Raw genomic sequence first — 20,768 nt, 5'->3', positions numbered from 1 at the left:
CCTTACACTCTTATTTGACGTCCACCAGGCCCGGCCTCTGACTTGCGGTCCGTGCCCCGGCGGGCGTAGTGCTGTCCTGTGACGGTAAAACCATTGGAGAACACCTTGACTGAACAATCCCCCCGCTGCGGCTATGTGGCCATCGTCGGCCGCCCGAATGTGGGTAAGTCCACTCTGCTGAACCATATGTTGGGTCAGAAGCTGGCGATCACCTCGCGCAAGCCCCAGACCACCCGCCACAACATGCTCGGTATCAAAACCGACGGTACCAACCAGATCATTTTCGTGGATACACCGGGATTGCACGCGGATGCGGACAAGGCCATCAACCGCTACATGAACCGCGCCGCCAGCAGCGCTGCCCGGGATGTGGATGTGGTGGTGTTCGTAGTGGAGAGGACCCGCTGGACCGAGGGCGACCAGCTGGTGGCGGATAAGCTGCGCGGTCTCAAATGCCCGCTGGTTATCGCCGTTAACAAGGTGGACCAGTTGGAAGACAAGGCCGACCTGTTGCCGCAGTTGCAGGCCCTCGCCGACCAGCATCCCAACGCCGAGATTGTGCCGATCTCGGCGCTGCGCAACGTCAATCTGGATACCCTGGAGAAGGTCATTATCGAGCGTCTGCCGGAGGGCATACACTTTTTCCCCGAAGACCAGATTACCGACCGCAGCTCCCGCTTCCTTGCAGCGGAGATCGTGCGGGAAAAGGTCATGCGCCAGCTCGGTGCGGAAGTGCCATACCAGGTGACGGTGGAGGTGGAAGAATTCAGCCAGGATGGGCCAATACTACATATCAGTGCCGCCATTCTGGTGGAGCGTTCCGGCCAGAAACGGATCATCATCGGCAACAAGGGCGAGCGTATCAAGCAGATCGGCAGTCAGGCGCGTCTGGATATGGAACGCCTGTTTGACAGCAAGGTCATGCTGAACCTGTGGGTCAAAGTGAAATCCGGCTGGTCTGACGACGAACGTGCCCTGCGCAGTCTCGGCTATCGCGACGACTAGGGATGGCATGAGTATGCCTGTGACGGGCCGGCAGCCGGCGGGATTGGAAAGAAGCGCAGCGTGCAGTTGTGGTCAGCTACAGCTGGTGGTTCGCGGAGCGCCGGTGCGTATCTCTGTTTGCCATTGCCTGGCCTGCCAGCGTCGAACGGGGAGTGTTTTCGGGGTGCAGGCGCGCTTTCCCGCTGACGGGATCACGATAAAAGGACAGAGCAAAGCCTACCGGCGCAGCGCCGATAGCGGCAATCAGATTACCGGTCACTTCTGTCCGGAATGTGGCTCTACTGTGTATCTGACGCTGGATATCGAGCCGGATTTGATCGGCGTCCCGGTGGGCGCTTTTGCCGACCCGGATTTTCCCGCACCACCGGCATCCATCTACGAACAACACCGCCATCACTGGATCTCCTTGCCGGAAGATATCGAACACTGGCAGTGACGGGTAGAATGGTCGCTCAATAAAGAGATCGACCGCATCAACTCAATGGCGCAACCGCAAACACCGCTGCAGCCGGCGTATATCCTGCACTCACGCCCCTACCGGGATTCGAGCCTGATTCTGGAGCTTCTGACTCCAGAATACGGGCGGATCGGTTGTGTGGCCCGTGGTGCGCGCCGGGACAAACAGCGCCGTCAGCAGGCGTTGCAGCCTTTCAGTCCGTTGCTGGTGACGCTGATGGGGCGAGGCGACCTCAAGACTCTCGGGCCGGTGGAGAGCGCGGGCAGCGCCCACTGGCTGCGGGGCCGGGCAGTCTACGGTGGCCTCTACGCCAACGAATTACTCGTACGGTTGTTACCTGTGGGAGAATCCCAGTATCAGGTTTTCGCAGCGTATCAGGACTTATTGCGAGGTCTTAACGCGCTTGTAGGTGAGGATTCGCGCGAATTGTTGGGGCCCCTGCGACTTTTTGAATTGAAGCTCCTCGAAGACCTCGGAAATTGCCCGTCCCTGAACTATTGTGCGCTGACTCAGGGACCGCTGGATCCCACCGGAAATTACCGGCTTGAACGCGAAACGGGCTTTGTTCCCGTGCACCGTCAAAAGGGGGCCGTGTCCCGCGCCGACGAGTTTATCGGCGAGGATTTGCTCGGGTTGCACGGCGCACTGAAAAGTGATTCTTTTCCACCCGCGCAGCTGGCTGTGGCGAAGCGCCTGACAGGTCTGTTGTTGAGGCCGCTGCTCGGCGAAAAACCGCTCCAGAGTCGGGAATTATTCAGACAGGTTTACGGTAAACAGTGATCGTCAGCATCGGTACAGATATCTGCAGTTATACCCGCATCGAAGCCGCCTGGCGCCGTTTTGGGGATCGCTTCGTCGAGCGGGTGCTCTGTGCCCCGGAGCGCGAGGCGTTCTTCAAGCTGGCCGTGCCCAACCGGGCCGCCTATCTCTGCAAGCGCTTTGCCGCCAAGGAAGCCCTGGGTAAAGCGTTGGGTACCGGTATCGGCGCCGGCATCTCCTGGCAGGATATCGAGGTGCGCCGCCGCCGGGGTCTGGGGCCGAAGGTTATTCTGCAGGGGGAGGCCCGCCGGCGAGCCGATGTCCTCGGTGTCGACAGCATTCACCTGACACTCTCCGACGAGAAAGACTTCGCCCTCGCTTTCGTCATCTTCGAGGGGCGTCCCGGACACTAGGGCGGATGCAGGGCCTTTTAAATGTTTTCGGCCTCCTGCAACTCCACCAGCCCAAACAGCACGTCCAGATCCTGCTCTGAAGCCCACTCGCGGAGGGCCCGGATTTCACGGGTCACCGCATCCACAGCGCGCTCATCGATTGCCGCCTCGTCTTCCTGTTGCAGGGGGCGCAGCAGCTCCTGCAGGTGGCCCGTTGCCTCACGCAAACGCGGCACACCGCAGTAACAACAGCCGCCGTGCACCCGGTGCACCAGATCGTAAAGCCCGCGGTGATCCCCGGCAGCGAAGAGGCGGTGTAACTCCTGCTCATCGGCAACCAGACCACGGATCAGCATCTGCAGCATATCCCTGGCGAGTGAGGCATCGTTGTTGCTCAGTTCCAGGCTTTCACCAATGTCCACAAGTCTTGGAATATCCAGGTGCTGACGTTCAGTGCGCTCGGGTGCAAGTATTTTCATCCAGCGCTGGATGGTGTGGGTGAGTTGCCCCTCACTGACCGGTTTACTCAGGTAATCGTCCAGGCCCGCTGCCAACAGTCGCGCCTTCTCCTCACTGCCGGCGTGAGCAGTGAGCGCAATGATGGGGGTGCGCTGGTCTGCCTCCTCGGCCCGAATCTGCTGGGTCGTCTCAATGCCGTCCATACCGGGCATCTGGATATCCATCAATATCAGGTCGAAGGAATTCTGGCGGAACAGCTCCAGCGCCTCTTCCCCACTGGCGGCGACTTTCGTTTCAACACCGAGGCCCCGCAACAGTTCACTGATCAGCAGGCGGTTCGCCTCGTGGTCATCCACCGCCAGCACACGGGTCGTTGCCGGGCCGGGCAGGGCGGGATGGAGTCCGGTCTGCTTGAGTGTGTTCTGATGCGGCACGGCGCGGCGCAGGGCGCGCAACAGATTGTCCCTGGTCACCGGTTTGGCAAGGAATGCGAGGGCGCGGGTACGGAGCGGTTCGTAACAGCGGCGTAGCTCCACCGGGGAGCCCTGCACGATGATTCGGCACTGATAGGTATCTGCGAGACACTGCACACAGCGGATAAAGGGCTCGAAATTGCCGGCAGCCATGGCTGTATCGATGATCACAGCATCGGGCAGCGCGTCGTGACGCCACATCTGTTCGATGGCGGGCTCCAGGGTATCCGGTTCGGAGAGCTCGACCGGTTCCACCTCCCAGTGCTGCAGCATCTGGGCAACTTGCATACGGGTCATCCGGTTGGGGTCCGCAAGTAAAATCCGCAAACCGGGGAAGCGCTCACGGATCGGGCTTGTGCGGTTGCGTTCCAGGCCCAGGGGTAGGTGCACCCAATAGGTGGCACCGCCACCTGCAGCCTCATCGACACCGATACTGCCGCCCATCTGCATGATCAGGCTGCGGGCGATCGCAAGCCCCAGGCCAGTGCTGCTGATCTGTTGGCCCTGCTCATGGGGAGAGGCCTCCAACAATTGATGCAGTTCGCGTCGATCGCGCCCTGCCGCCCGATTGCCGAGGTCGGTGACACTGACACGAACCAGTAGCTCGGAATCCTTGCTGCTCTGAACACTGATACGGACCGGGATATTGCCATCCGCGGACTGGCGCACGGCATTGCCCACCAGGCTGGTGAAAATCTGCTTGATGCGCAAGGGATCGCCAATCAAGGTGCGCGGCAGCTGTTTGTCGATCAGGGGCACCAGTTCCAGGCGATGGTCGTAGGCGAATGGCGCGAGGATCTGCAGGGTCTCCTCCAGTACCAGGCCCAGGTCCATGGGGCTGTGCTCGAGCACCAGGTTGCCCGATTCGATTCGGGAGAAATCCATGATGTCGTTGATGGTGGTCAGCAGGTTCTCGGAGGAGCGGAGAATCGTCTGCAGGTAGTCCTGTTGCAGTTCGTCCAGCTCGGTCTTCAGCAGCAGATTGGTGAAGCCGATAATGCCATTGAGGGGGGTGCGAATCTCATGGCTGGTGTTGGCCAGGAAAGTGGATTTGATCCGGCTGGCCTCGACCGCCTTTTTCCTCGCCATGTCCAGTTCGATATTCTGCTCTTCCATCGAGTCGAGAGACTGGCGGAGATCCTCCATCGACTGCAGCACATTGGACTTGTATTCGTCCTGGTAGGTTCGCAGGTTGTCCGCCATGTTGTTGATGCGGCTGGCGAGTCGGTGCAGTTCCCGGTTGTCCATGTCCTCGTCCCGGGTTTCAAAGTGGCCGCGACCGATTGATTCTATTCGGTCGCCAAGCCGTTCCAGCATCCGCGCGAACCGCTCGGAAATAAACGTGGACCAGATCAGCGCGCCCAGTGTGCAGAGGATCAGTCCCAAAAGGGTGACCAGAACCACTTGATAGGTACCGACAGTGAAATAGGGGCGGTGTAGCTCGATACTGATCCAGCAGGTAACCTCCAGGCCTTTCAGGGGGTGCAGCACTTGCAGGCTTTCGCCCTGCTCGAAGATGAACGGACCGCTGCGCGCTACGTCCTGGGCAGTCACTTCCACCCGCGGGCGCGGCCCTGCCTTGGCCAGTACCTCCAGTGTGCCTTGCCCTGACGCGGCTAAATTCTTGGCGGAGTAGATGCGGGCTGAGCGGACCATATCCTTTTCTAGCATCAGCGCCAGCAGGCTCTTATCGAGCCACTCGACGCGCAGATGCGTCGGGTGCTCACCGCTCAGGTCGATCAGCTCGGCCAGCTGCTCGGCACTGGCGCTGCCGTGGGACAGCAGCAGCTGCCGGCGTTCGTGCATCTGCTGCAGCGTGAACAGTATGCCCAGAAGCAATGCGAGCACCAGCGCAGGCGCCAATGTGAAGCGGAATACCAGAGCCCGCAGGGAGCGAAGGTGGGCCGGTGGCTGGTTTGCCTGCCCTGGAGAATGGGTTGCGGCCATGGGGGAACCCCCGATTGATGATCGTGTTATTTTTGTTCGATTCTACCTCCTTGGGCCCGAGACTGATAGGCGCACGTCATTGTCGGCACCGGGAGGTCGCGGGTGGCCGGCCTGGAAGGTAGAATGGCGCTCCGCTTTTCGTTGGAACAAGCTCGCTTATGGATTACCCAACGATTGCCGACTGTGTCGGCAATACGCCGCTGGTCAGGCTGCAGCGCCTGCCAGGGAACACCAGCAACACCATTCTTCTCAAGCTCGAAGGGAATAATCCCGCGGGCTCGGTCAAGGATCGGCCTGCCCTGTCCATGATCAGCCACGCCGAGGCGCGCGGCCAGATCAAGCCCGGCGACACCCTCATTGAGGCCACCAGTGGCAACACCGGCATTGCGCTGGCCATGGCCGCGGCGATCAAGGGCTATCGCATGATCCTGATCATGCCGGAAACCGCGACTGAAGAACGCAAGGCAGCCATGACGGCCTATGGTGCGGAGCTGATTCTGGTATCCGGTGAGGCGGGCATGGAAGGTGCCCGCGACCTGGCCCTGGAAATGCAGCGCGAGGGCAAGGGGCTTGTGTTGAACCAGTTCGCCAATACGGACAATCCGCTGGCGCATCTGGAGGGCACGGGCCCGGAGATCTGGCGCCAGACCGGCGGTGAGGTGACTCACTTCATTTCCTCCATGGGAACCACCGGTACCATCATGGGCTGTGGTCGTTACCTCAAGCAGCAGAATCCGGATATCCAGATCGTTGGCCTGCAGCCCACGGAGGGCTCAAGTATTCCCGGCATCCGTCGCTGGCCACAGGCTTATCTTCCACAGATCTTCGTACCTGAAGAGGTGGATCGGGTGATCGATATGGATCAGGCGAAAGCAGAAGAAATGACACGGCGCCTGGCCCGCGAAGAGGGCATATTCGCCGGTGTTTCCTCCGGTGGTGCAGTTGCGGCGGCTTTGCAGGTTTCTGCTGAGGTGGAAAACGCCACCATCGTTGCCATCATCTGCGATCGGGGAGACCGTTACCTCTCCTCCGGATTGTTCAGTCAGTAAACCGGTCGCGAATTAGTCATGGTCCAAGTCCGCAAACATCATTCCATCGGCTCCGACGGCGAGCTGGATCTCGAGTCCTGGCTGCGTCATGTGCAGACCCTGGCGAGCCTGGACGGTGGTGCGCTGGTAACCCTGCGCCGCGCGGCCGAGATGAGTGCCGAGGCAGAAAAGCAGGCGATTGCCGCCGAGAATATCTGGGCAGAGGGTGCCAGCAGTTTTCTGACCGGCCTGGAAATGGCCGAGATTCTCGCCGACCTGCAGATTGATGGGGAGGCGCTCTGTGCGGCGGTTCTTTACCGGGCGGTACGTGAAAAACGCCTGCCGCTCAAGAAAGTCGAGGAAGAGTTCGGCAAGACCGTCGCCAAGCTGATCCGCGGTGTGTTGCGAATGGCGGCCATCCGCAGCCAGAGTGCGGAGACGGGCAAGAAGCAGAGCCTGGCGGTCGAAGAGCACTCCGAGAATATCCGCCGCATGCTGGTGGCGCTGGTTGACGATGTCCGTGTAGCGCTGATCAAGCTGGCCGAGCGCACCTGCGCAATTCGCGCGGCCAAGAATGCCGATCCGGCCAAGCGCCGGCGGGTGGCCCGGGAAGTGGCCGATGTCTACGCGCCGCTGGCCCACCGCCTGGGCATCGGCCATATCAAATGGGAGCTGGAAGATCTTTCCTTCCGCTACCTGGAACCGGATGACTACAAGCAGATTGCCAAGCTGCTGGACGAAAAGCGCCTTGCCCGGCAGAAGTACATCGACGAGGTACTTGAGCTGCTGCGCAGTGAACTGCAGCGTGCGGACATCGAGGGCGATGTTTACGGCCGTGCCAAGCATATCTACAGCATCTGGCGCAAAATGCGCCGCAAGAATATCGGCTTTTCGCAGGTTTACGACATCCGTGCGGTGCGAATCCTGGTGCCCACTGTGCGCGACTGCTACGCAGTACTGGGTATCGTGCACAACCTGTGGCGAAACATTCCTAACGAGTTTGACGATTACATCGCCTCGCCAAAGGAAAACGGCTACCGCTCCCTGCACACGGCAGTAATCGGTCCGGAGCGTAAAGTGCTGGAAGTGCAGATCCGCACCTTTGCCATGCACGAGGAAGCGGAGTACGGGGTCTGCGCGCACTGGCGCTACAAGGGTACCGACCAGAAGTCCGAGGGCCAGGACGGCTACGAGCAGAAAATTTCCTGGTTGCGGCAGGTACTGGATTGGCACGAGGAGGTCGGCGGCAATCCCCTGCAGGACGACCTGCAGTCCAGCGACGTCGACACTCGCATCTACGTGTTCACGCCCGATGGCCATGTGGTGGACCTGCCCCGGGGCGCGACGCCCCTGGACTTCGCCTACAAGATTCACACCGAGATCGGCCACCGCTGCCGCGGCGCCAAGGTGGATGGTCGCATCGTGCCGCTGAACCACGAGCTGCAGACGGCCAACCAGGTGGAAATTCTCACCGGCAAACGCGAGGCGCCGAGCCGTGACTGGCTTTCACCTGGCATGGGCTATATCACGACTTCCCGGGCCCGCGCCAAGGTTATTCACTGGTTCAAGCAGCAGGCCCGTGACCAGAATATTGCCGATGGCCGCAGCATCCTCGATGGTGAATTCAAACAGCTGGCGTTGATTGACTTCGATTTCGAGAAACTGGCTGCGAAGCTCAATATGCACTCCCTCGACGATCTCTACGCGGCGGTCGGCGCCGGGGATATTGGCGTGGGGCAGGTGCTCAACGCGGCCCAGCGCATGGTCAAGGTCGACCGTGTGGAGCCGACTCCCTCCCTTACCGCCTCCGTGGCGCGCGGCGAGGGCATGACCGATGTTTATATCGACGGTGTGGGCAACCTGATGACCCATATTGCCCGCTGCTGTAACCCGGTACCCGGTGACGACATCATGGGTTACATCACCCTTGGCCGCGGGGTATCAATCCATCGCAAGGACTGTCCCAACATGTTGCGCATGTATGCGGACGAGCACGAGCGGGTGTTGCAGGTGGAGTGGGCGGAAAAACCCAAGGAACTCTACGCGGTGGAAATTATGATCGAGGCATATGACCGCCACGGCTTGCTGCGCGATATCACTGCCATGTTGGACAGCCAGCGTATCAACATTACCGCCATGCAAACCCGCTCCAACAAGCACAAGCATACGGTGGACATGGTGCTGACGGCGGAAATTCACAACTTCGAGGAGCTGAGTCGCGTGCTCCATCGCATCAACCAGTTGCCGAACGTGGCCTCGGCCAAGCGGCGCATGCTGCACTGACGGCCCGACGTGGAAAGGGAGCGCACCATGGAAAAACACTATTCCGTTGACGACCTGCTGTTCCTGATGGTGCAGTTACGCAACCCGGACGGCGGCTGCCCCTGGGACCTGAAACAGGACTTTTCCACGATTGTGCCCTCCACCATCGAAGAGGCGTACGAGGTGGCGGAAGCCATCGAAGCCGAAGATTTCGACCACCTGCACGAGGAGCTTGGGGATCTGCTCTTCCAGGTGATTTTCTATGCGCAGCTGGGGCGCGAAGCCGGGCATTTTGATTTCTCCCGAATCGTGGACACCCTGGTGCGCAAACTGGTCCGGCGCCATCCCCATGTTTTTCCCAGTGGTGAACTCTACGGCGATAACCATGCCGGAGCCGTCGATGAGGCGCAGGTAAAGCAGAACTGGGAGGCCATCAAGGCGGAAGAGCGCAGTGCCAAGGGCGAGGCCGGTGCGCTCGATGGCGTGGCGGTGGGGCTGCCGGCGCTGACACGGGCTGCCAAGCTGCAGAAACGGGCCGCCCGGGTTGGGTTTGACTGGCCGGCAGTGGACGGTGTGCTGGCAAAAATCGAAGAGGAAATCGCTGAATTGCGCGCTGCGATCGCCTCAGAAAATGAGGCGCATACCCGGGAAGAACTGGGAGACCTGCTTTTCTCCTGCGTGAATGCCGCTCGCCACCTGCGCGTCGACCCGGAAACTGCGCTGCGGGACTGCAACCGCAAATTTGAACGGCGCTTCAATTCGGTCGAGAGAGCGTTGCGGACGCAGGGGCGCCAACCTTCCGATGCCTCTCTGGAAGAGTTGGACCAGCTCTGGAACCGGGCGAAAGAACAAGAAAAGAATTGATGCGTTGGGCTTCAGCCTGTCGCCGCAGCGGTTACCTGGCGATCAGCTGGTTGGAGCAACTGCCGGTTTTTTCGAATTCCCCGACATTCTCCAGAGTGGTCCTGGCGATATTGCTGATCGCCTCGTGGGTGAAATACGCCTGATGTCCCGTGACCATCACATTGTTGAAGGTGAGAAGACGTGCAAATATGTCATCACTGATTACTGAGTCGGAGTGATCCTCAAAAAACAGGTTTTCCTCCTCCTCGTAAACATCCAGTCCCAGGTAGCCGATTTTGCCTGATTTCAGCCCGCGGATAATGGCTGTCGTGTCGATCACACCGCCACGCGAAGTGTTGATGAGGCAAACCCGATCGCGCATCTCGTTGATTGCCTTCTCGTCCACCAGGTGCCTGGTATCGGGCAGGAGCGGGCAGTGCAGGGAGATGATGTCCGAGTTGCGGCACAGCGTCTCGAAATTCACGTAACGCATTCCCAGCTTGCGGCATTCCTCACTTTCTACGGGGTCAGTCCCCAGTAGCTCACAACCAAAGCCGTGCATGATCCGCGCAAATACGGAGCCAATCTTGCCGGTTCCGACGATCCCGACAGTCTTGCCGTGGAGGTCGAATCCCATCAGCCCCTCCAGGGAAAAATTTCCCTCGCGAACCCGGGCCTGTGCCCGCACCAGCCGTCGGATCAGGGCGAGAATCAGCCCTGTAGCGTGTTCGGCCACGGCGTAGGGGGAATATCCGGGCACATTGGCAACCAGAATGCCCAGTTCGTTGGCTGCTGAGATGTCAACGTGATTGAATCCTGCAGAGCGCAACGCCAGCATCTGAATGCCCTGGCTCCGCATCCGCTTCAGCAGGGATCTCGGAACCGGGTCATTCACGAAAACGCAGACGGCTTTGGCATCGTCGGCCAGCACCAGGGTTTGTTCGTCCAGGTGAGTGTCGACGTAATGCAGTTCGTGACGGTACTGGCGGTTATAACGGTCGAGACAACGCTTGTCATATTCCCGCGCATTAAAGATGGCGATTTTCATCGTTTGATCCCTCTGATGGGTAGGGAGCTCAGCGCTTGTTGCCCGTGTCCGCTAAAGAGCATAGCGCTGGTTGTGTGACCGAGCGTCCATAAGACGTCGTGATTGGCTGCGTCCCCCGGCTCACGGCCACTCGGCAGCCTTGCCCTAGTCAGGGGCAGCGTGTAAGGTAGCGCTCTTTTGGCGCGCCGGGCATTGGCACGTCCGATAATCTGGAGGCAATCTGACTATGCGAATCATTCTCTTGGGGGCGCCGGGGGCCGGTAAGGGTACCCAGGCTCAGTTCATTACAGAGAAATTCGGCATTCCGCAGATCTCCACTGGTGACATGCTGCGAGCCGCCGTGAAAGAGGGTACTCCCCTCGGTCTAGAGGCCAAGGACATCATGGCTGCCGGTAAGCTGGTATCCGATGATCTGATCATCGCTCTGGTCAAGGAGCGCATCGCTCAGCCTGACTGTGCAAAGGGTTTCCTTTTTGACGGTTTCCCGCGCACCATTCCGCAGGCACAGGCGCTGCTCGATGCAGACGTTGCCATCGATAACGTTCTGGAGATCGCCGTTGACGACGAAGAGATCGTCAAACGCCTGTCTGGCCGCCGTGTCCATGAGGGCTCTGGTCGTGTTTACCATGTGATCTACAACCCGCCGAAAGTAGAGGGTAAGGACGATGTTACCGGTGACACGCTGGTACAGCGTGCTGACGATACCGAGGAGACCGTTCGCAACCGCCTGAAGGTCTACCACGAACAGACTGCGCCGCTGGTTGGTTTCTATCGGGAATTGGGAGAGCGTATGCCTGATGCTGCACCCAAATACAGCAAGGTGGAAGGTGTTGGCAGCATGGATGAGATCCGTGAGAAGGTATTGGAAGCACTGAGCTGATCCGTACCACGATTCCCTTCGTAAGAAAGCCCCCATTCGGGGGCTTTTTTGTGCCCGTTGAGCGCGCAAGTGGGCGATAGTGTAGCCTTTTGTGTAAATGGTTCTCTGCTCAGACCTATCACCAACAGGATCAAATACATGTCGACAGCGGTTATCCTGATGAACCTGGGAACGCCTGCGGAGCCGAGTGCCCCGGCAGTGCGGCAATTTCTGCGAGAGTTTCTCTCCGACCCCCGAGTAGTCGAAATTCCACGTTTGGTCTGGTTGCCTATCCTCCACGGGATCATTTTGCCCCTCAGGCCGGGGAGGATCGCACCAGCCTATGCAGAAATCTGGGATACCGGCCTCGATGGTGCTCCCGTAGAGGGTGCCCCGTTGTTTTATTACACCCGTCGGCAGTCGGAACTGTTGCAGGAGCAGTTACGGGAAAACCGGCCGGATATTCGTGTTGAGTTCGCCATGACCTATGGCGAACCCCGCCTTGCTGATGTGGTGGAGCGCCTGCAGCGGGAAGGCTTTGATTCCTTTATGGTTTTTCCGCTCTATCCGCAGTATTCCGCCACGACGACGGGCTCGATTTACGACCAGGTGGCGCAGATCTATCGCACTAACAGGAATATTCCGAATATCTCTGTGGTGCATAATTACTACCGCCACCCGATGTACGTGCGAGCCCTGGCAAACTCAGTGCGCGAGCATTGGGATAAGCATGGCGCAGCCGAAAAACTGCTGCTGTCATTTCATGGTATCCCCAAGGCGAATGTTGACAAGGGAGACCCCTATTATCTCCAGTGCCGCGAGACCGCCGAGCATCTGGCGGCGGAGCTGGGGCTCGACGAGCAGCAGTGGCAGCTCTGTTTCCAGTCCCGCTTTGGTAAGGCGGAGTGGCTTCAGCCTTACACGGACAAAACCCTGGAAGAGTGGGGCATAAAGGGCGTGGGCAGTGTCGATGTGATTTGCCCGGCCTTCGCGGCAGATTGCCTCGAAACCATCGAGGAAATTGCAGAAGAGAATCGCGCTAATTTTGTCGAAGCGGGGGGTGGGGAATATCGTTACATCCCCGCTCTCAATCTACGGCCGGATCATATCGAAGCCTTGGCCAGGATTGTCGAAGAAAAGTTACCGGTCCCCTCAAAACAGTCCGGCTGAATGATAGAGAATCCTCTTTGCCGCCGTTTTCGTGTCCGGGCGGCGGCAAATTTTGGGAAAAGCAATTTTTTATTGCCCAAAAAACCGTTTTTTTCCCCTTTTCCCTTGCAAAGCAATTTTTTTTTATTAACTTTGATATGGTTGCATCGTTAAAATCGTTGCGGCTTGCTGTTACTTCTACTCGGGAGATGGGTAAAAAGTCCCGGGGCAGCAAAACGGCAATACTGCCAGCACACTTTTAGATTGATTGCAGAGGTAGTTTTCCGACTCTGACAGGAGACAAGGGATGGCACGAGTAGCAAAGAAGAGAAAACAGGCCAAGCGCCCTGCGAAGGCAAAAGCCACCGCAGCTGTTTCACCAGTCGTCACCAAAGCCGAAAAGGCTGTGGAATCAACGACCAAATCCCTGGATGCCCAGATGGATCGGGTTGCCAAGGCACGGGAGCGGGCACAGAAAACCGGCACTGCTGCAGCGAAGAAAGCGCTGACCAATGCCAATGCCAAGGCGAAAGATTTACGCGCCAAAGCGGCGGCGGCAAAGGTTGAGTTGGCCAAGGCCAAGGCGATGGATTCCGTCCGCCAGGCCGAAGAAGCTGCGAAGGCAAAAATCAGTGAGATGGCTGACAAGCTTTCCGACAAGGCCGAGAAGGATCTGGCTGCTGCGGTAAAAGCATTTGAAAGCCGTTGGAGAAAGACCCGCGCCAAAGCTGATGCCAAGAAGGTCAAGACAGCTGAGAAAAAGGCCCAGGCCAAGGTGAAGGCCGCTGCCAAGAAAGCGGCAACCAAGGCCAAGGCTCTGGAGAAAAAGGCCGCAGCCAAGGCCAAGGCAGAAGCCAAAAAGGCAGCCAAGAAGTCGGCCAAGAAAAAGGCTGGTCGTCCCAAGAAAAGCGCTGCCAAGAAAGCCGCCACGAAGAAGACTCCAGGTCGGCCGAAGAAGTCCGCCCGCCGCGGTCGTCCACCGAAGGCGGCCAAGACCAAGGCCACAGCCAAGAAAACCATGGCTCGTCGCGGTCGTCCGCCGAAGAAGAAGTAAGTTCTTTCCCGTTCTCGTCCTGGCTTCCCTGCGGAGCCGAAGGGTGTGGATCGGCAGATGGACCGGCAAATGGACCGGTGAATGGAAAGCCCCGCTCAGCGGGGCTTTTTCTTTTCATGACGGGGCGCTGAGGCTACCTACCCCCTCCAGTGCGGTTCTAGCCACACATGACTCTCTCTCCGGACCGTGCCACAATTCGCTCCCGTGAAGTTGTCAATCGAGTCACCCGTGAAGCTATTAGCCCTGGATACCACTTCTGGCGCCTGTTCAGTTGCCCTATATGACGACGGCCGCATTACCGAGCAGTTCGTCGAGGCTGAGAGAGACCATACCCGTCGACTGCTGCCGATGGTTGACGAGGTGTTGGCCCAGGGGAAGCTGGAACTCGCGCAAGTGGATGCTCTCGCGGTCAGTCGCGGTCCGGGATCATTCACCGGCCTGCGTATTGCGATCAGTTGTGTGCAGGGGCTGGCCTTTGCAGCGGACAAGCCGGTAGTCCCCGTATCGAGCCTGGCGGCATTGGCTGCCGGCGCCCGTCGCAAGCATCCCGAGTGGCAGCAGGCTCCGGTGGTTTCGGCCCTGGATGCCCGCATGGGGCAGATATACTGGGGTGTTTACTCGCCGAAAGCGCCAAACTGCAGTCTGCTGCCGGAGGCGGTACAGGATCCAGAACAGGCGGTTCACGTACTCCGCGAATCCGACCTGCCACGGGAGCTCTATGGCGCGGGGCCAGGCTGGCACTACCCGGCACTCGAGCAGGCACCGGTCAAGGTCCGGGACACCGAAGCCCTGATTCATGCTCGGGATATTGCTGAGCTGGGGGCGCTGTTATGGCAAAACGGGGTTTCGATGCGTGCAGAGGAGCTGGAGCCGCTCTATTTACGCGACGAAATCACCTGGCAAAAACGACAAAAAATCCGTTCGCAGTAATCATTCATGGAATTCTTTCACATCGTAATCCTGGCCCTGATCCAGGGGCTCACTGAGTTTTTGCCCATCTCCAGCTCGGCACACCTGATTCTGCCGAAAGAGGTGCTGGGCTGGCCGGACCAGGGGCTGGCCTTTGACGTTGCGGTGCATTTTGGCTCGCTGACTGCGGTGATTATCTATTTCCGCAGCGAAGTCTGGGCGCTCCTGCGTGACGGTTTGGGTGGCCTGGTAAACAATCGTTTTACCGATGATGGCCGCCTGGCCTGGTTGATCGTGCTGGCCACGATCCCGGCCGGTTTGGTCGGGTTGGCATTCAAGGGCTTCATCGAAACGCATTTGCGCTCGGCAGCAGTGATTGCCGCCACCACCATCGGCTTCGGCCTACTGCTGTGGTGGGCAGATGTATTTGGCCGGCGCCAAGAGACCCTGGCGCAGCTCAACTGGAAGAAAGCACTTGCGATCGGCCTGGCCCAGGCGCTGGCGTTGATTCCCGGTACATCCCGGTCCGGAATTACGATGACTGCCGGACTGATGCTGGGCATGAAGCGGGAAGATGCCGCGCGTTTCTCGTTTCTCATGTCGATCCCGGTGATCGCCCTGAGCGCCATGCTGCTGACGTTTGATCTGCTCTCTCTCGAGGCCGTGCCCTGGGGAGATATTCTGCTCGGCACTGTCCTTTCCGGAATCAGCGCCTATCTGTGTATCCACTTTTTTCTGCAATTTATTAGCCGCATCGGCATGGCGCCGTTCGCCATCTATCGCCTGTTACTGGGTGCGGCACTGATATGGATGATCTGGGGGTAAGTTATGGCTACTGTCGCGTTTTTAGGGCTCGGCGTAATGGGTTTCCCCATGGCTGGGTTCCTCGCCAAAGCGGGCCACAAGGTACGTGTCTACAACCGCACTGCTAGCCGCGCACAGCAGTGGCTCGAAACATACTCCGGTGAAGCCTTCGCAACCCCGGCAGAAGCCGCCAGAGGCGCAGAGCTGGTGTTTGCCTGTGTGGGCAATGACAACGACCTGCGAGAGGTGGTTAACGGGGAGCAGGGTGCCTATGCGGGGATGCAATCCGGCAGCTTGTTCGTAGATCACACCACTGCCTCGGCGGATGTAGCCCGTGAGCTGGCTGTCATCGGCGCCGAACGGGGGCTCGGCTTTCTGGATGCGCCGGTTTCCGGCGGCCAGGCTGGCGCCGAGAACGGAGCGCTGACCATCATGGTCGGTGGTGAAGAGGCGGACTACCAGCGCGCGTTGCCATTCATCCAATGCTATGCCCGCGCCACCAATCTGCTCGGCCCGGTGGGCAGTGGCCAGCTGTGCAAGATGGTCAACCAGATCTGTATCGCCGGCGTGGTCCAGGGCCTTGCCGAAGGGCTTCACTTTGCCAGGGCCGCCGGGCTGGATGCGGAACAGGTGGTGGAAGTGATTTCCAAGGGTGCTGCACAGAGCTGGCAGATGGAAAATCGTTACAAGACGATGCTGGCCGGTGAATATGAGCACGGCTTTGCGGTGGACTGGATGCGCAAGGATCTGGGCATCGTGCTCGACGAGGCCCAGCGTAACGGCGCGCTACTGCCGGTCACTGCGCTGGTGGACCAGTTCTACAGCGAGGTGCAGGCACTGGGTGGCGGCCGCTGGGATACCTCCAGCCTGTTCGCGCGCCTGACGAATGTGCGCTCCTTTGAAGACGAGGCGGAGTAGCCTGGTCCCATCGCCATGAAAGTCCTGCTCCTGTCCGCCTACGACGCCGGCAGCCACAAGCGCTGGCGGCACGGGCTGGTGGATGCGATACCGGAATGGGACTGGACCGTACTCTCCCTGCCACCGCGCTATTTCAGCTGGCGGATTCGGGGCAACAGCCTCAGTTGGAGCAGGGGAGAGGAGGTGGCCACAATCTGCCAGCACTGGGATCTGGTCGTGGCCACCTCGATGACTGATCTCTCCGCCCTGCGGGGCCTGGTGCCTGAGATCGCCACAGTGCCGACAGCGGTCTACTTCCATGAAAACCAGTTCGCTTACCCCCGCACCAAAGACGCTTTCCAGTCCGTCGAACCGCAATTACTGAATATCTACACCGCGCTCTGTGGCGACCTGCTGCTGTTCAACTCCGAGTTCAATCGCCGTTCCCTCCTGGAGGGGGCACGTCGGCTGCTGAAGCGTTTCCCCGATTGCGTGCCGCAAGGTATCTGTGAGGAGATTGCAGGAAAATCCCGGGTGCTACCGGTGCCGCTGGAAGACAGCCTGTTCCCGGAAGATGCCGTTGGGCGTCGGTCGGAGCAGGGGCCACTGGTTTTCAGCTGGGCCGCGCGCTGGGAATACGACAAGGGCCCGGATCGGTTGCTGCAGATTCTGGAGGGGCTGGAAGATCGCGGGGTCGACTTCAGACTGAACCTGCTCGGGGAGTCTTTCCGCAACAGCCCCGAAGAGTTTGAGAAGATTCGTCAGCGTTTCGCTGCCCGTCTGCAGTCAGTGGGTTATCAGGCCTCGGCTGGAGCTTATCGCCAGATCCTGGGCGGCAGTCATGTCTTCCTGAGTACCGCCTACCATGAGTTCCAGGGGCTGGCAGTCATGGAGGCCTGCGCGCTCGGTTGCTCGCCAGTGGTGCCGGACGAACAGGCTTATCCGGATTACTATCCCTCTGCCTGCCGTTACGCTTCGGTCGATGAGGCTGTCACAATACTTTCCAGGCTCGCGATGTCCCTGAAAGAGGGCCGAGCCCTGCCCGAAGTCGATATGTCGCCCCTGCGCTGGGAGCTGCTCGCGCCCAGATACCGACAGGCATTTGAGGATGCGGTATCCGCAGGTTGAGCTCAGCGGGTTCGGTTTTTCTTGTCCAGCCGCTCAGGAACCCTTGTCGCGGGCCTGAAGCTCATCTTCCTCGCAGGAGGGAAACTCTTCCCACAGCAGTCGCAGCAAGGCTGTGGCCTCATCCAGCGCTTCCTGAATGGCCTCGGGACGTGGCCGCGGAGTACGAGCGAGTAACCTCTGCTCTTCACGGATCGCCTCAAACTCAAGCCACCACGCCTGGACATACCCGAGAGTCCACTGGTCGTCGATCTTAGACAGCATCAGTCCCGTATTTTTGCCATCCTTGTAGGTCGCCACCCATACCTGAGCACTGCAGTGAGGGCCCTCCGCACATGGACAGCCATCCTTAACGCCGTCGATCATGACCATTGAGCCGGGCATAATCCTCTGTGCTTCACTGACAATTTTTCGGACCTCGATATCGTTCAGGTTTTCCTCTCGGAGTGAGCCCGAGAAGCGACGTGGTTTGGAGGGGTATATCGTTCTGGATTTTCGCGCCAAGAGTCTGCGTTTTCTGTGTTCTTCCTCCATTTTTTCCGTGGTGTTGCCGTCAGTAGAAGCTGCAGGGGCTGGCCGGGGGAAAAAGCAGGTGACTAGTAAGCTGAGAGTGAAAAGAAAAGCTCGGGTCATAGGGGGCCTTTCAAGGATGAACTGTGGTTGGTCTGTTCAATTCCTGGGGTGGGTAAAGCTCTGGGCCTGGTTACTGGCTTTCTGCAGACAGCCCGATATTTCTTGCCATGCCTCGATCAGCTTGTCCGGAAGTGCTTGGATACTTCCTTACGGTTAATGGCAGGCGAGGAAAGAGGACTAACCTGACTTTGATCCAGGGCCCTGGCAGTCATTGTCCGTACCATTTTCCTTCCTGCTCATGCTGGCTCCGATCGCTGCGCCGATCGCTACTCCAATTCCAATTCCTAACCCCGCGTTGCCAATGGCCAAACCTATAGCAGAGCCAGCCCCTGCTCCGATGGCTATGCCAATTGCAGTGCGGTTCATGGGTTTTTCCTTGTTTTGATTATTCATCAGATCGTCAATTTCTCCCGGAGCCGCAAGCAGTGGTGGTTGCAGTTTAAGGATAGTTGGCAGCGGTTGACTGGTATGTGCGTTTTGGGTTTGGTTGCAGCGGGTAAGTACCGTTTATATTCCGCATCGTTGGTTTCCAGTTACCGTGTTTCGCGCTTTTCAAGAAACGGTTTGATCAGTATCAATAACGAAATTACACCCAGTCCCTCTAACGCAATAAATAATCCGGTACTGAGTTCCTCTTGAATTTTCACCAGGATAAACATGTACGTGGCAAGCAGAGTCATCATCACTGCCGTTGCTGCCATGCCAATTGCTCGAACTACCGTGGAATTCCTTTTCATTGTGAAACTCCCAAGGTGAAAATTGATAATGCTCATTGGACGAGGCTGAAACAGCAGAATGCCCGTCAGATGCCTGCCGGTTCTCCCAGCCGGTCCCCGGTAGCGCTATGTATATGTGCCGGTCACAAGCACCGGGTACCAGATGACGGCGGTAAAGAAAATTGGCGAGCCCAGCGCTATAGCGGCCAGAGAGAACCCGGCATGGGACAAAAATTGCCTTTCGCTAAAAGCTAAGTGGTTGGCTAATATTTCGGCGATGCTTCCCAGATACCTCTTGAGCCGAGCGACCTTATCCCTTAGAGCCAACATTGACTGCTTCAAATAAAGCAGCAGAAAACCAATCGCAAATTCCGCCCCTGCCAACTCTGCGAGCATAACCGTTTCGAGTGCGAACGGGGCAACCAAAATGACGAGAGACCAGAATATGACCAATCGCAATTGGCTTTTAGTGATTCTTATCTTCATATTCCCTCGAAGACAGCCTTTTTTCAGGTCGATCATCCATTATCTGTGGAATTTATATCACCTCGATGTCGCTTCTCCTAACGGGACGTCTAGAGAGAAGCAAATCTAGCCAGATATCAGTGGGTTAGGTCGGGCTAATGCCTGAGGCGATGGCCTGCAGGGGAACGATGACTGCTGATGTTTTCTCGCAGAACACGCTCTTTGGGTGACGCACAGGCCGCGGCGAGGGAGTAGGTGCAAGCGCGGTCTTTGACAGCCAGCGGGAAACCGTTGAATCAGACGTACTGTATGTTGATTGTTTGTTTTTTGCTCACCGTTAGGGCTTTCCAGCGTTGCGATGTACCTGCGCTCTAAGGCTTGCGGCGTACAATCGAATGTTCGAAAAGGGTATTATTCGCCCTTAACTCCCGAGATTGCAGCACGGAATTGATAGCGTATATGAGTAAGCAGCGTGTACTGACAGGCATTACCACCACCGGTACCCCCCACCTGGGCAACTATGTGGGCGCAATTCGCCCGGCAATTGCCGCCAGCCAGGATCAGAACAACCAGTCCTTCTACTTTCTGGCGGACTACCATGCGCTGATCAAGTGTCAGGACCCCGAGCAGGTGCACCAGTCCACCCTCGAGATCGCCGCCACCTGGCTGGCGCTGGGGCTGAATACCGACAATGTAGTCTTCTATCGCCAGTCCGATATCCACGAGATTCCGGAGCTGACCTGGCTGCTGACCTGTATGACCGCCAAGGGCCTGATGAACCGCGCCCACGCCTACAAAGCTGCGGTGGATGCGAACCGCGCCGACGGCGAGGACTCGGACTTTGGCATCACCATGGGCCTTTACAGCTACCCGATCCTGATGGCCGCGGACATCCTGATGTTCAATGCCAACAAGGTGCCGGTGGGCAAGGACCAGGTCCAGCATATCGAAATGGCGCGGGATATCGCCCAGCGCTTTAACCATCACTACGGCGAGCACTTCGCGCTGCCGGAGGCGGTGGTGGACGACCATGTGGCGGTTTTGCAGGGCCTCGATGGCCGCAAGATGAGCAAGAGCTACGGCAATACCATTCCGCTGTTTTTGACCGAGAAGCAGCTGAAAAAGCACATCAACAAGATCAAAACCAATTTACTGGAGCCGGGTGAGCCGAAGGATCCCGACACCTCCACGGTATTCCAGATCTGGCAGGCCTTTGCCACTCAGGATCAGACCGCCGAGATGCGCAAGGCATTCGAAGAGGGGATTGCGTGGGGTGAAGCCAAGAAGCAGTTGTTCGAACTGATCAACGGCCAGATCGGCGATGCACGTGAGCGCTACAATGAGCTGCTGGCGAATCCCGCGCAGATCGAGGAAGAACTGGAGAAGGGTGCGGAGAAGGCCCGTGCCTACTCTGCGCCGTTTATCGACAAGCTGCGTCACGCAGTCGGCATCCGCAAAATAGGCTGACATCGATAGAGGGACGC

20 protein-coding genes are annotated in these 20,768 nt (G+C 58.6%); 15 read left to right on the top strand and 5 right to left on the bottom strand.

The window, feature by feature from the left end; all coding sequences use genetic code 11:
- The first annotated feature begins 105 nt into the window (after window positions 1-105).
- From era to acpS, 4 genes are read left to right on the top strand one after another with little or no spacing between them, the layout of a single operon-like run.
- Window positions 106-1,005: a GTPase Era gene (gene era, locus AUP74_RS15365; protein WP_083261037.1), complete on the top strand. Its 900-nt coding sequence runs from the start codon at window positions 106-108 to the stop codon at window positions 1,003-1,005.
- 7 nt (window positions 1,006-1,012) lie between these two features.
- The gene (locus AUP74_RS15360; RefSeq protein ID WP_472436428.1) at window positions 1,013-1,441 is read left to right on the top strand and encodes a GFA family protein; all 429 of its coding nucleotides are present in this window, start codon (window positions 1,013-1,015) and stop codon (window positions 1,439-1,441) included.
- A gap of 45 nt (window positions 1,442-1,486) precedes the next feature.
- On the top strand, window positions 1,487-2,242 hold the full coding sequence (gene recO, locus AUP74_RS15355) for a DNA repair protein RecO (RefSeq protein ID WP_069948320.1): 756 nt from the start codon (window positions 1,487-1,489) through the stop codon (window positions 2,240-2,242).
- Window positions 2,239-2,634 carry a holo-ACP synthase gene (gene acpS / locus AUP74_RS15350; RefSeq protein WP_069948319.1) on the top strand — a complete coding sequence of 132 codons (396 nt, stop codon included), beginning with the start codon at window positions 2,239-2,241 and terminating at the stop codon, window positions 2,632-2,634. Before recO ends, acpS begins: the two co-directional genes overlap by 4 nt.
- Window positions 2,635-2,651: 17 nt before the next feature.
- On the opposite strand, the gene AUP74_RS15345 is transcribed toward acpS, so the two are convergent.
- Window positions 2,652-4,634, bottom strand: a complete 1,983-nt coding sequence (locus tag AUP74_RS15345) for a response regulator (RefSeq protein ID WP_472436433.1) — start codon at window positions 4,632-4,634, stop codon at window positions 2,652-2,654.
- A gap of 1,016 nt (window positions 4,635-5,650) precedes the next feature.
- Between AUP74_RS15345 and cysM the strand changes: the two genes are divergently transcribed.
- The 3 genes from cysM to mazG are packed head-to-tail and all read left to right on the top strand — an operon-like array spanning window position 5,651 to window position 9,646.
- Window positions 5,651-6,541 (top strand): cysteine synthase CysM, encoded by an 891-nt coding sequence (gene cysM / locus AUP74_RS15340; RefSeq protein ID WP_069948317.1) that lies wholly within the window; start codon window positions 5,651-5,653, stop codon window positions 6,539-6,541.
- A gap of 18 nt (window positions 6,542-6,559) precedes the next feature.
- Window positions 6,560-8,803 carry a GTP diphosphokinase gene (gene relA, locus AUP74_RS15335; protein ID WP_069948316.1) on the top strand — a complete coding sequence of 748 codons (2,244 nt, stop codon included), beginning with the start codon at window positions 6,560-6,562 and terminating at the stop codon, window positions 8,801-8,803.
- 27 nt (window positions 8,804-8,830) lie between these two features.
- A complete protein-coding gene (mazG, locus tag AUP74_RS15330; protein ID WP_069948315.1) occupies window positions 8,831-9,646 on the top strand; it encodes a nucleoside triphosphate pyrophosphohydrolase in 816 nt (271 codons plus the stop codon).
- 31 nt (window positions 9,647-9,677) lie between these two features.
- Here mazG and AUP74_RS15325 read toward each other — a convergent pair whose 3' ends face one another.
- The gene (locus tag AUP74_RS15325) at window positions 9,678-10,673 is read right to left on the bottom strand and encodes a 2-hydroxyacid dehydrogenase (protein ID WP_069948314.1); all 996 of its coding nucleotides are present in this window, start codon (window positions 10,671-10,673) and stop codon (window positions 9,678-9,680) included.
- 226 nt (window positions 10,674-10,899) lie between these two features.
- Between AUP74_RS15325 and adk the strand changes: the two genes are divergently transcribed.
- From adk to AUP74_RS15290, 7 genes are all read left to right on the top strand, one after another.
- Window positions 10,900-11,553 carry an adenylate kinase gene (gene adk / locus AUP74_RS15320; RefSeq protein ID WP_069948313.1) on the top strand — a complete coding sequence of 218 codons (654 nt, stop codon included), beginning with the start codon at window positions 10,900-10,902 and terminating at the stop codon, window positions 11,551-11,553.
- A gap of 138 nt (window positions 11,554-11,691) precedes the next feature.
- Window positions 11,692-12,702 carry a ferrochelatase gene (hemH, locus tag AUP74_RS15315; protein ID WP_069948312.1) on the top strand — a complete coding sequence of 337 codons (1,011 nt, stop codon included), beginning with the start codon at window positions 11,692-11,694 and terminating at the stop codon, window positions 12,700-12,702.
- Between the two features lie 286 nt (window positions 12,703-12,988).
- The gene (locus AUP74_RS15310; RefSeq protein WP_069948311.1) at window positions 12,989-13,735 is read left to right on the top strand and encodes a hypothetical protein; all 747 of its coding nucleotides are present in this window, start codon (window positions 12,989-12,991) and stop codon (window positions 13,733-13,735) included.
- A 228-nt stretch (window positions 13,736-13,963) separates the two neighbouring features.
- The gene (tsaB, locus tag AUP74_RS15305) at window positions 13,964-14,665 is read left to right on the top strand and encodes a tRNA (adenosine(37)-N6)-threonylcarbamoyltransferase complex dimerization subunit type 1 TsaB (protein ID WP_069948950.1); all 702 of its coding nucleotides are present in this window, start codon (window positions 13,964-13,966) and stop codon (window positions 14,663-14,665) included.
- A gap of 6 nt (window positions 14,666-14,671) precedes the next feature.
- Entirely contained in the window at window positions 14,672-15,469 is a 798-nt protein-coding gene (locus AUP74_RS15300) for an undecaprenyl-diphosphate phosphatase (protein WP_069948310.1), read from the top strand.
- Window positions 15,470-15,472: 3 nt separating this feature from the next.
- Window positions 15,473-16,366 (top strand): NAD(P)-dependent oxidoreductase, encoded by an 894-nt coding sequence (locus tag AUP74_RS15295; RefSeq protein ID WP_069948309.1) that lies wholly within the window; start codon window positions 15,473-15,475, stop codon window positions 16,364-16,366.
- A 15-nt stretch (window positions 16,367-16,381) separates the two neighbouring features.
- Window positions 16,382-17,473: a tRNA-queuosine alpha-mannosyltransferase domain-containing protein gene (locus AUP74_RS15290; protein WP_069948308.1), complete on the top strand. Its 1,092-nt coding sequence runs from the start codon at window positions 16,382-16,384 to the stop codon at window positions 17,471-17,473.
- Window positions 17,474-17,506: 33 nt separating this feature from the next.
- On the opposite strand, the gene AUP74_RS17285 is transcribed toward AUP74_RS15290, so the two are convergent.
- From AUP74_RS17285 to AUP74_RS15275, 3 genes are all read right to left on the bottom strand, one after another.
- Entirely contained in the window at window positions 17,507-17,854 is a 348-nt protein-coding gene (locus tag AUP74_RS17285; RefSeq protein ID WP_145924426.1) for a hypothetical protein, read from the bottom strand.
- A 782-nt stretch (window positions 17,855-18,636) separates the two neighbouring features.
- Window positions 18,637-18,840 (bottom strand): hypothetical protein, encoded by a 204-nt coding sequence (locus tag AUP74_RS17280; RefSeq protein WP_145924425.1) that lies wholly within the window; start codon window positions 18,838-18,840, stop codon window positions 18,637-18,639.
- A 105-nt stretch (window positions 18,841-18,945) separates the two neighbouring features.
- Window positions 18,946-19,341 carry a hypothetical protein gene (locus AUP74_RS15275; protein ID WP_069948305.1) on the bottom strand — a complete coding sequence of 132 codons (396 nt, stop codon included), beginning with the start codon at window positions 19,339-19,341 and terminating at the stop codon, window positions 18,946-18,948.
- Between the two features lie 402 nt (window positions 19,342-19,743).
- On the opposite strand from AUP74_RS15275, the gene AUP74_RS15270 reads away from it, so the two are divergent.
- On the top strand, window positions 19,744-20,751 hold the full coding sequence (locus AUP74_RS15270; protein ID WP_069948304.1) for a tryptophan--tRNA ligase: 1,008 nt from the start codon (window positions 19,744-19,746) through the stop codon (window positions 20,749-20,751).
- Window positions 20,752-20,768: the final 17 nt, after the last annotated feature.

It is taken from the genome of Microbulbifer aggregans (assembly GCF_001750105.1).
GTDB lineage: Bacteria > Pseudomonadota > Gammaproteobacteria > Pseudomonadales > Cellvibrionaceae > Microbulbifer > Microbulbifer aggregans.
This window is presented reverse-complemented; position numbering and strand designations above follow the sequence as displayed.